Source organism: Roseateles sp. (genome assembly GCF_046300915.1).
Taxonomy (GTDB): Bacteria; Pseudomonadota; Gammaproteobacteria; order Burkholderiales; family Burkholderiaceae_C; genus Kinneretia.
The window spans coordinates 1-8,343 of the sequence record NZ_JBKCLH010000166.1 but is presented as its reverse complement, the minus strand read 5'-3'; the positions used below and the strand labels follow the sequence as shown (position 1 = coordinate 8,343).

Genomic DNA, 8,343 nt, shown 5'->3' with positions numbered 1-8,343 from the left:
CGCATGCTGCGCATGGACAGCAAGGCCCGCTCCAGCATGGCCGATGACCTGGCCCTGGGCCGCAAGACCGAGATCGACGCGCTGTGCGGCGAGGTCGTGCGCCTGGCCTGCCGCGAGGGCCGCCAGGCCCCGCTGAATGCGCGCATGCAGGCCCTGGTGGAAGCCTGGGCCCAGCGGCCCCGGCCCTATGGGCCCCGCGAGCGGGAAGAGGCGCTGGGGCTGCGCTGAGCAGGGTCGCGCTCAGCCCCTGGCGAGTGCGAGGCTCATATGCACCTTGCCCTTCAGACCGCTATCGGTGCGGATGGCCTGGGGCTGGGTTCCCCAGCTCACAAAACCCACCGAGCGATAGAGCCGCAGCGCCGGCTCATTGCCCTCGGTCAGCGTGAGGTTCAGCGCCAGCACCTCGGGCCGGGCCGAGGCTGCGGCAATGGCCGCCTGCATGAGCGCCAAGCCGACACCGCGGCCGCGCTGCGCGGCCTGCACATACATGCCCAGGATCAGGGCGCCATGGCGGGTCTTGGGCTTGGCCGAATACTCGATGGCCACCGTGCCTACCAGCCGCCCCTCCTGCCAGGCGCCGAAGCAGGTGCCCAGGCCCTCGGCGCTGCCGATGCGCTTGATCCACCAGGCCTCAGGCTCCACCCGCCGCTCCGCCGCCGTGGTCGTGAAGGCGTCCGGCGCCTGTTCATAGGCCTCCAGCATGAGTTCGCGGTAGGCCGCAGCGTCGGCGGGGGTGAGTACAGTGACTTGCATACCGGGCGTTCATCAGCGGGTTCGAGTGAAGAGCTGCCGGTATAGCACAGCGAGAGGCAAGACCTGGCACTGAGGTGGGTCAATACATGTCCCCGCATGCTCCAATGCCGCCGTGTAGGAGCTGCACCATGTCCGAGAACCTGATCCTGAGTTGCCACGCCGAGGACTGCCCCAGCGAGCTGCTGGCGGCCATTGATGCCGGCCTGCATGCCCACAATCTGGCGGCCGCACCACTGGATCAGGTTCGGAGCCTGGCTGTGGGCATGCATCTGCCGGATGGCGCGCTGCTGGGCGGCGCACTGGGGCGCAGCTGGGGGCTGTGCTGCGAGCTGCAGCAGCTGTGGGTGCGGGAAGATCGACGCGGCCAGGGCCTGGGCGCGACGCTGATGCGCGCCTTCGAGGCGCAAGCCGCGGCGCGGGGTTGCGAGCTGATCTACCTGGAGACCTTCAGCTTCCAGGCGCCCGGCTTTTACCGGCACCTGGGCTATGAGGAGGCCGCCTGCCTGGAGGGCTTTGCCCCGGGACTGGCCAAGTATCTGATGCGCAAGCGCCTGGAGCGCGCGGCACCATGAGTGCAGCGCGCGTGCCCTTACTCACTCAAGCTCAGGCAAAGATCCAGTACAGCAGGCCCAGGATCAGCACCCACTTGCCGATGTAGTAGGTCGGGCGGCTCTTGGCCTTGAGGGCCTTGCCCCACAGCCGCACCTTGTAGGCATAGAAGAAGAACTTGTTGAGCCCGCCCACGGGCTCGCCCTCCACGTTCTGGGTGGCGGCGGCCGTCATGACCACGCGGCCAAAGAGGCGGTTGAGCCAGCGCACGGGGGCAAAGAAGACCGGTCGCTCCACATCGCAGAACAGGATCACGCGCTGCTGATCGGTGCTGTTCTCGGCGTAGTGGATGTAGGTCTCGTCGAACATCACCGCCTCACCGTCCTTCCAGTGGTAGCGCTGACCGTCCACCTCGATGAAGCAGCCGGGCGAGTTGGGCGTGGTCAGGCCCAGGTGGTAGCGCAGCGAGCCCGCATAGGGGTCGCGGTGGCGCTGCAGGCGACTGCCCGGCGGCAGGGAGGCGAACATGGCGGCCTTGACGCTGGGGATCTGGCGCAGCAGCTCCACGGTCTTGGGGCACAGGGCCTGGGCCGAGGCCAGGTCCTGCCCATACCACTTGAGGTAGAAACGCTTCCAGCCGGTGCGGAAGAAGCTGTTGAAGCCGATGTCGTTGTAGGTGGCCGCGGCCTTGATCTGGCCCTCGTCATTGAGCTTGAGCGCCTCCTCGCGGATCACTTCCCAGTTGCGCTGCAGCAGCTCCAGCTCCTTGAACTCGCGCGTGTCCAGGTACGGCGTGGCCGGGGCGCGCGAGAACAGGTACATCAGGGCGTTGATCGGGGAGATCAGGACCGTGAAGTCGGTCAGGGCCCGGGCCAGGCCAAAGCGCACCTTGCCGCGGAAATGGGCATAGAGCGCCGAGGCGATGAAGATCAGCAGCACCCAGTAGCGCAAAGGAATCGAAGACATCTGTGCGGCCTTGGAAAGAAACGCGGAAGGCCGCGATTATCGGCCCTCTCGCGCGGCTAGCCCGCGCTGCCCAGAATGACGCTGGAGGCCTTGAACAGGGCCAGCACCGCATCACCCTCGGCCAGACCCAGCTCCTCCAGGCTGGTCTGGGTGATGGTGGCGGCCAGGGTTTGGCCGCCACCAATGTCCACCAGCAGCTCCGCATTGACCGCGCCGGGGCGCAGGGCCGCCACCGTGCCGCGCAGCTGGTTGCGGGCGGACAGGCGCAGGCCCGCCCCCTGCGACGCGCCATCCGGTGCCGGGCGCGCAATCATCACCGCACCGGCCTGCACCAGGGCAAAGGCCTCGGCCCCCAGCTGCAGGCCCAGCTGCTCGGTGCTTTCGTGGCTGATGATGGCCACCAGCTCGGCCCCGCCAGGCAGGCTCAGCACCAGCTCGTCATTCACCGCGCCGCGGGTGCAGGCGCTGATGCGGCCCAGAAACTGGTTGCGCGCACTGGTTCTCATGGTCAGCATCCTGAGCAGGGGGAAGTCTTGGCCCAGCTCGCCGCCCTCCTCGCTGAGCTGCTGCACAAAGCGCTGGTGCAGGGCCTGCAGCCGGGCATGGCGCGCCACCAGCTGCTCGCCGCGTTCGGTCAGGCGGGTGGAGCCGCCGCCGCGCCCGCCCGCACTGCGCTCCAGCAGGGGCTCGCCGGCCACATTGTTCATCTGCTCCACCGCGTCCCAGGCAGCCTTGTAGCTCAGGCCCACGGCCTTGGCCGCCTGGCTGATGGAGCCCAGGGCGCCGATCTCGCGCAGCAGGGCCAGGCGCAGCTCGCCGCCCAGCTTTTCACCACCCAGGCTCAGCACCAGGCTGGCCTCCAGGGACAGGGCGCCCGCGCCGGCTTCGGGCAGGGGCTTGGACTTGTGCGCGCTCACAGCAGCCGCCCCTGGTCCATGCGCAGCACCTGCTCGGCCAGGGCCTCGGCGTCTTCCTCCTCGTGCGTGATCAGCAGCATGGGCAGGTCCAGGCTGTTCAGCAGGCCCAGCAGCTCCTGGCGCAGGCGGCGGCGCAGGGGGCTGTCCAGGGCGGCGAAGGGCTCGTCCAGCAGCAGGGCCTGGGGCCGGCCCACCAGGGCCCGGGCCAGGGCCACGCGCTGGCGCTGGCCGCCGGAGATCTGTTCGGGCTGGTGCTCGGCCAGCTCGCTCAGACCCAGGGTTCGCAGCCAGTGCGTCAGCTCGGGGTGCTGCAGCCCACGGGATGGATTGCGCCAGCCCCCGGCCAGGCCAAAGGCCACGTTCTGCCGCACCGTGAGGTGGGGAAAGAGCGCGTAGTCCTGGAACACATAGCCCAGGCCGCGCTCACGGGCCGGCAGGTTCAGGCCCCGGGCGCTGTCCTGCAGGCTGCGGCCCAGCAGGCGCACATGGCCGGCATCGGCGCGGGCGAGGCCGGCGATGATCTTCCGGGTCTGGCTCGTGCCTGCGCCCGAGGGGCCCCGCAGCACCAGGCGCCGCGCGTCGCTGGCAAAGCGGGCCTGCAGCTCGAAGCGCCGGCCGGCCTGCTCGAAGACGCGCCGCACATCCACATCCCAGATCACCGCGCCAGCCCTCCCCCCGCCACACGCCCCGGTGCCAGGCGACCCACGCCCAGCAGCACGAGCAGGCAGGTGATGGACGTGAGCAGCACCAGGAAATTGGCCGTGGCGTCCTGCCCCGCCTGCACCGCCTCATACACCGCGATGGACAGGGTCTGGGTCTCGCCCGGAATGCTGCCGGCCACCATCAGGGTGGCGCCAAACTCGCCGGTGGCTCGCGCAAAAGCCAGCAGCAGGCCGGCCAGGATGCCGCGCCAGGCCAGGGGCAGGGTCACGCGGAAAAACACCGCCAGCTCCGACAGGCCCAGCACCCGTGCGGCCTGCTCCAGCTGCGGGTCCACGCCCTCGAAGGCGGCGCGGGCCGACTTGAAGACCAGGGGAAAGGCCACCAGGGTGGCCGCGATCACCGCGCCCTGCCAGCTGAAGATCAGATTGATGCCGAACTCGGCCTGCAGCCAGGCGCCGATGGGGCCGTTGCGCCCGATCAGCACCAGCAGGTAGTAGCCCAGCACGGTGGGGGGCATCACCATGGGCAGGGTCAGAAGCGCGTCCAGCAGCTCGCGCCCCGGAAAACGCAGCCGCGCCAGCGCAAAGCCCACGCCCACGCCCAGCAGCAGGTTCAGGGCCGTGGCCCAGCCCGCCACCTTGAGCGTGAGCAGCAGGGGAATCCAGGCCTCTTGCATCAGGGCTTGCCAAAACCGTGTTTCGCCAACACGGCCTGAGCCGCCGGGCTCAGCAAAAAGGCCACGAAGCTCCGCGCCTCGGCCGCCCGTGGGCTGGTCGCCACGGGGGCTGCCGGGTAGAGCACCGGGGTCTCGGTGGGCACGGTCAGGGCCAGGCGCAGCTTGTCGGCCATCAGGGTGGCATCGGTGCCATAGACAAAGCCGGCATCCACCTCGCCACGGGCCACATAGTCCAGAGCCTGGCGCACATGGTTGGCGCGGATCATCTTGGGCTCCAGCACGGCCCAGAGCTGGGCCTTTTCAAGCGCGGCCTGGGTGTAGCGACCCACCGGCACGCTGGCGGGCAGGCCGATGGCGATGCGCGCATAGACGGGCTGCACCAGATCGGCCAGTGATTTGGGCACGGACCTGGCGCCGGCCGGCACCACCAGCACCAGGGTGTTGGCGGCAAAGTTGCGGCGCTGCTCAAGCCGGACCAGCCCCAGCTGCTGCGCCTGATCCATGGTCTCCTGGTCGGCACTGGCAAAGACATCGACCGGCGCCCCCTTGGCGATCTGCTGCAACAAAGCCCCCGAGGCGCCGAAGTTCAGGCGCAGCCTCTGCCCCGGATGCTGGGACTCATACAAGGGCGCCAGCTCCCGGAAGGCCTGGTTCAGGCTGGCCGCCGCCGAGACGGTGAGCTCGCTCGCCCCGGCCACCCCTGCTGACAACAGACCCAGCACAGCAAGACCCACGAGCCTGCGGGACATCCGGCGTCGGAACATGGTCGAGCGCCCGCCAGCGGGCCGGTCAGTTTCGATATGTAGCAGTGTACATAACGAATCAAGCCCAGAACTGCAGCACCTCCTGAGGCCCGGGCTTGCGCTGCGCACCCTCGGGCCGCTTGGCCGGCGTGCCCAGGGCCAGCCAGCCCACCAGGGTCTCGCCGGGCGCGCAGAAGGCGGCGGCGATCTGCGGATTGCGCACCTTGGCGCCGCTGAGCATCTTGCCGCCATAGCCCAGCAGATGGGCCGCGCTCATGAACTGGGCCAGGGCGCCGCCCAGGGCCACCCATTGCTCATGGGCCGGGACCTGGGGATGACCCAGATCGATGCGGGCCACGATGGCCACGCTGACCGGCGGTCGCAGGGCGCGCTCGGCATCCATCTGCGCGCCCTCCTCCCCCTGGCCCGCGGCGCGCGCCGCCTCAGCAAAGAGCTCGGCCATGCGTTGACGCGCAGCGCCACTGACCACCTTGAAACGCCAGGGCACCAGCTCGCCGTGATCGGGGGCCCGCAGGGCGGCGCGGGCCATGAGCTCCAGCTCCTCGGGGCTGGGGCCGGGCTCCAGCAGATGCTTGGGGCCTACCGAGTAGCGGCCCAGCAAGGCTTGCAGGGCCAGGTCTTGCGCTTGGTTCATGAAGTCACCGCACAGGCTGGTGGCGGAGGGGAATGGGAGTCGAACCCACCCGGCGGCGCGTGGCACCACCCACCGGGTTTGAAGCCCGGCCGACACACCGGTGTCGTCTCCCCTCCGCAGCATCCGCACCCCTGGGATGCGGTCTGAAATCGTCCGGCATCATGCCCTGCTTTCGGCCGCGAACAGATTGGATTCGCTGCGCAGCTTGTGTACATCGCCCACCCGGCGCAGCAGGCCCACGCGGTCGAAGTATTCCAGGATCTGGATCGCACGCTTGCGGCCCAGGCCCGTGGCATCGCGGAAGGCCGCGGCCAAGACCTGACCCTCGCTGCGCGCCGCGATCTCGCGCGCCGTGCTGGCCAGTCTGCGCATATGGCCCAGATCGTAGTAGAGGTCTTTCACCACTTGATGCACCTCGCCCTGCTGGGCCAGGCGGGCCAGGGTGGTGCGCATCAGGGGCTCGGGCTCGGCGCTGTCGCGCGCCAGATCGCGCGCCCAGGCGCCCTCGAAGCCGGCCTGGGCCAGCTGGGGCGCCACCTTCTGTGCGATGCGCTGCTCGGCAGCCGAGAGCCGCACCCCATGCTCGGGCAGATGCACAAAAGCGCCGCGCAGGGCCAGCCGCCCCTGCTCGCGCAGGCGCGCCAGCAGCGCGCGCCACAGGGGCTCGGGCAGGCGCGGCGCCGTCAGGCGGCGCAGGCGCGCGGCCTCGGGCCCCAGCTCATCGGGCTGGCGGGTGTGGAAGTCGCTCAGCGCGGCCAGCAGCTTGTCGGCCAGCTGGGCCGCGGCGGCCTCGGACAGGGCCCAGGCGGCCTCGCCCTCCGCCACCCGCAGGGCCGCGGCGATCTCGGGCAGGGCCTCGCGGCGCAGGCCCTCGGCGCGGGCAAAGCGCGCCAGGTCCAGGCCCAGGGGCGCGGCCTGCAGCAGGGTCTGCAGGCGCTGGGCGGGCTCCGCGGCCTGCAGCGCCGACAGCTCGGCCAGGCGCTCGGGCGTGCGACGGTAGCGCGTGGGCGCAAAGGGGTCGAGCACCACGCCGCCGGCCAGGGTGCGGCTGGCCGAGGCATCGCGCAGCACCACGCGGTCACCGCGCCAGGCGCCCACGGGCTCGCGCAGCAGCAGCTGCACCAGGGCTTCAGCGCCGGGCTGGAGCTGATCGCCCTCCAGCAGGGCCACGCTGCCCAGCACCGCGCGCGCGCCCAGATGCACATGCACGGGCGTGCCCGAACGCAGGGCCTTGGCCTCGCCGGGCCACAGACGCAGACGCGCGTCCAGGCGCTCGGTGGCCAGGGCCACGGCGGGCTCGCACAGCCACTGGCCGCGCTCGATCTCGTCCTTGGCCAGACCCACCAGATTGGCGGCGCAGCGCTGACCGGCCCAGGCCACGTCCACCGCCTGGTTCTGCGCATGCAAGCTGCGCACGCGGGCGCGACGGCCGCGGCTGTCGGGCGCCAGGACCAGCTCCTCGCCCAGGCGGGTGTGGCCCGCATGCACGGTGCCGGTGACCACGGTACCCACGCCGTCCAGGCTGAAGGCGCGGTCTATGGCCAGGCGGAAGGCCTGGCCCCCCTGGGCCGCGCCGTCCCGCGCAGCCGCATGCGCCTGGGCGGCGGCCCGCAGATGCTCGCGCAGCGCCGCAAGGCCCTGACCCGTGGGCGCGCTGACCTCGAAGACCGGCGCCTCGTCCAGACCGCTGCCCGCCAGCAGGGCCGCGATCTCGCCGCGCAGGGCGGCCAGACGTTCTGCATCGGCCCGGTCGCACTTGGTGATGACGACCGCACCGCGCCTGAGGCCCAGCAGGCTGAGCACGGCCAGGTGCTCGCGGGTCTGGGGCATCACGCCGTCATCCGCCGCCACCAGCAGCAGGGCGTGGTCTATGCCCGTGGCCCCCGCCAACATGGTGTGAACCAGGCGCTCGTGGCCGGGCACATCGATGAAGCCGATGCGCTGGCCATCGGCCGGTCGCCGGGCCGCCCCAAGGCCGGCGCTCCCCCCTGGGGGGACGGCGCCGCAGGCGCCTAGGGGGGCGGCTGGAATGTCCAGGAAGGCGTAGCCCAGCTCGATGCTGATGCCGCGCTTCTTCTCCTCCGGCAGGCGGTCGGTATCCACACCGGTGAGCGCTCTCACCAGGGTGGTCTTGCCGTGGTCGATATGTCCTGCGGTGCCGACGATCATGGGCGGTTCACGAGGGGGCTCAGATTTCCTTGGCGGAGATCGTGTACTTGAAGCTGTCGGGGGCCAGCTCGTCGAAGCGGCCGCTGCGGTTCTCGCCCTGCGGGTACATCAGGAAGGGCAAGGTGGTCTTGGCAGCGCTGCCGGGCAGGCGCAGGTCGTGGCCGGTGTTGTAGGCCACCCAGTTGCCCTCCCAGGCGCCGAACAGGCCCTTGTTGACGGGCGCGACCAGGGGGTGGGTGGGGTCCTTGATCC

The 8,343-nt window shown here is 70.7% G+C and carries 10 protein-coding genes, 1 tRNA gene and 1 pseudogene; 2 read left to right on the top strand and 10 right to left on the bottom strand.

Going from position 1 to position 8,343, the window contains the following annotated elements; genetic code table 11:
- A partial coding sequence (locus ACK5F2_RS12725; RefSeq protein ID WP_409865161.1) for a ketopantoate reductase C-terminal domain-containing protein occupies positions 1 to 228 on the top strand: 228 nt, incomplete at its 5' end.
- Positions 229 to 240: 12 nt separating this feature from the next.
- On the opposite strand, the gene ACK5F2_RS12720 is transcribed toward ACK5F2_RS12725, so the two are convergent.
- Positions 241 to 753 (bottom strand): N-acetyltransferase family protein, encoded by a 513-nt coding sequence (locus ACK5F2_RS12720; protein WP_409865159.1) that lies wholly within the window; start codon positions 751 to 753, stop codon positions 241 to 243.
- A 128-nt stretch (positions 754 to 881) separates the two neighbouring features.
- On the opposite strand from ACK5F2_RS12720, the gene ACK5F2_RS12715 reads away from it, so the two are divergent.
- The gene (locus ACK5F2_RS12715) at positions 882 to 1,325 is read left to right on the top strand and encodes a GNAT family N-acetyltransferase (protein WP_409865157.1); all 444 of its coding nucleotides are present in this window, start codon (positions 882 to 884) and stop codon (positions 1,323 to 1,325) included.
- A gap of 31 nt (positions 1,326 to 1,356) precedes the next feature.
- On the opposite strand, the gene ACK5F2_RS12710 is transcribed toward ACK5F2_RS12715, so the two are convergent.
- The 9 genes and pseudogenes from ACK5F2_RS12710 to ACK5F2_RS12670 form a co-directional block, all read right to left on the bottom strand.
- Positions 1,357 to 2,253, bottom strand: a complete 897-nt coding sequence (locus ACK5F2_RS12710) for an aspartyl/asparaginyl beta-hydroxylase domain-containing protein (RefSeq protein WP_409865164.1) — start codon at positions 2,251 to 2,253, stop codon at positions 1,357 to 1,359.
- Between the two features lie 71 nt (positions 2,254 to 2,324).
- Entirely contained in the window at positions 2,325 to 3,185 is an 861-nt protein-coding gene (locus tag ACK5F2_RS12705) for a TOBE domain-containing protein (protein ID WP_409865155.1), read from the bottom strand.
- Complete coding sequence (locus ACK5F2_RS12700; protein WP_409865153.1) at positions 3,182 to 3,844, bottom strand: ATP-binding cassette domain-containing protein; 663 nt, start codon at positions 3,842 to 3,844, stop codon at positions 3,182 to 3,184. The genes ACK5F2_RS12705 and ACK5F2_RS12700 overlap by 4 nt, the downstream gene beginning before the upstream one ends.
- On the bottom strand, positions 3,841 to 4,524 hold the full coding sequence (modB, locus tag ACK5F2_RS12695) for a molybdate ABC transporter permease subunit (RefSeq protein ID WP_409865150.1): 684 nt from the start codon (positions 4,522 to 4,524) through the stop codon (positions 3,841 to 3,843). The genes ACK5F2_RS12700 and modB overlap by 4 nt, the downstream gene beginning before the upstream one ends.
- Positions 4,524 to 5,273 carry a molybdate ABC transporter substrate-binding protein gene (gene modA, locus ACK5F2_RS12690; protein ID WP_409865148.1) on the bottom strand — a complete coding sequence of 250 codons (750 nt, stop codon included), beginning with the start codon at positions 5,271 to 5,273 and terminating at the stop codon, positions 4,524 to 4,526. The genes modB and modA overlap by 1 nt, the downstream gene beginning before the upstream one ends.
- 73 nt (positions 5,274 to 5,346) lie before the next feature.
- A complete protein-coding gene (locus ACK5F2_RS12685; RefSeq protein ID WP_409865146.1) occupies positions 5,347 to 5,922 on the bottom strand; it encodes a nitroreductase in 576 nt (191 codons plus the stop codon).
- A 20-nt stretch (positions 5,923 to 5,942) separates the two neighbouring features.
- Positions 5,943 to 6,038 (bottom strand) — tRNA-Sec (locus ACK5F2_RS12680).
- 43 nt (positions 6,039 to 6,081) lie between these two features.
- Positions 6,082 to 8,091, bottom strand: a complete 2,010-nt coding sequence (gene selB, locus ACK5F2_RS12675) for a selenocysteine-specific translation elongation factor (protein ID WP_409865145.1) — start codon at positions 8,089 to 8,091, stop codon at positions 6,082 to 6,084.
- 19 nt (positions 8,092 to 8,110) lie between these two features.
- Positions 8,111 to 8,343 (bottom strand): annotated as a pseudogene (locus ACK5F2_RS12670) (transglutaminase); the annotation flags it as partial.

Bases quoted from the DNA above. Each gene is read 5' to 3' on its own strand.
- ACK5F2_RS12720 (WP_409865159.1), bottom strand. From the start codon at position 753: ATGCAAGTCACTGTACTCACCCCCGCCGACGCTGCGGCCTACCGCGAA.
- ACK5F2_RS12715 (WP_409865157.1), top strand. From the start codon at position 882: ATGTCCGAGAACCTGATCCTGAGTTGCCACGCCGAGGACTGCCCCAGC.
- modB (WP_409865150.1), bottom strand. From the start codon at position 4,524: ATGCAAGAGGCCTGGATTCCCCTGCTGCTCACGCTCAAGGTGGCGGGC.
- modA (WP_409865148.1), bottom strand. From the start codon at position 5,273: ATGTCCCGCAGGCTCGTGGGTCTTGCTGTGCTGGGTCTGTTGTCAGCA.
- ACK5F2_RS12685 (WP_409865146.1), bottom strand. From the start codon at position 5,922: ATGAACCAAGCGCAAGACCTGGCCCTGCAAGCCTTGCTGGGCCGCTAC.
- selB (WP_409865145.1), bottom strand. From the start codon at position 8,091: ATGATCGTCGGCACCGCAGGACATATCGACCACGGCAAGACCACCCTG.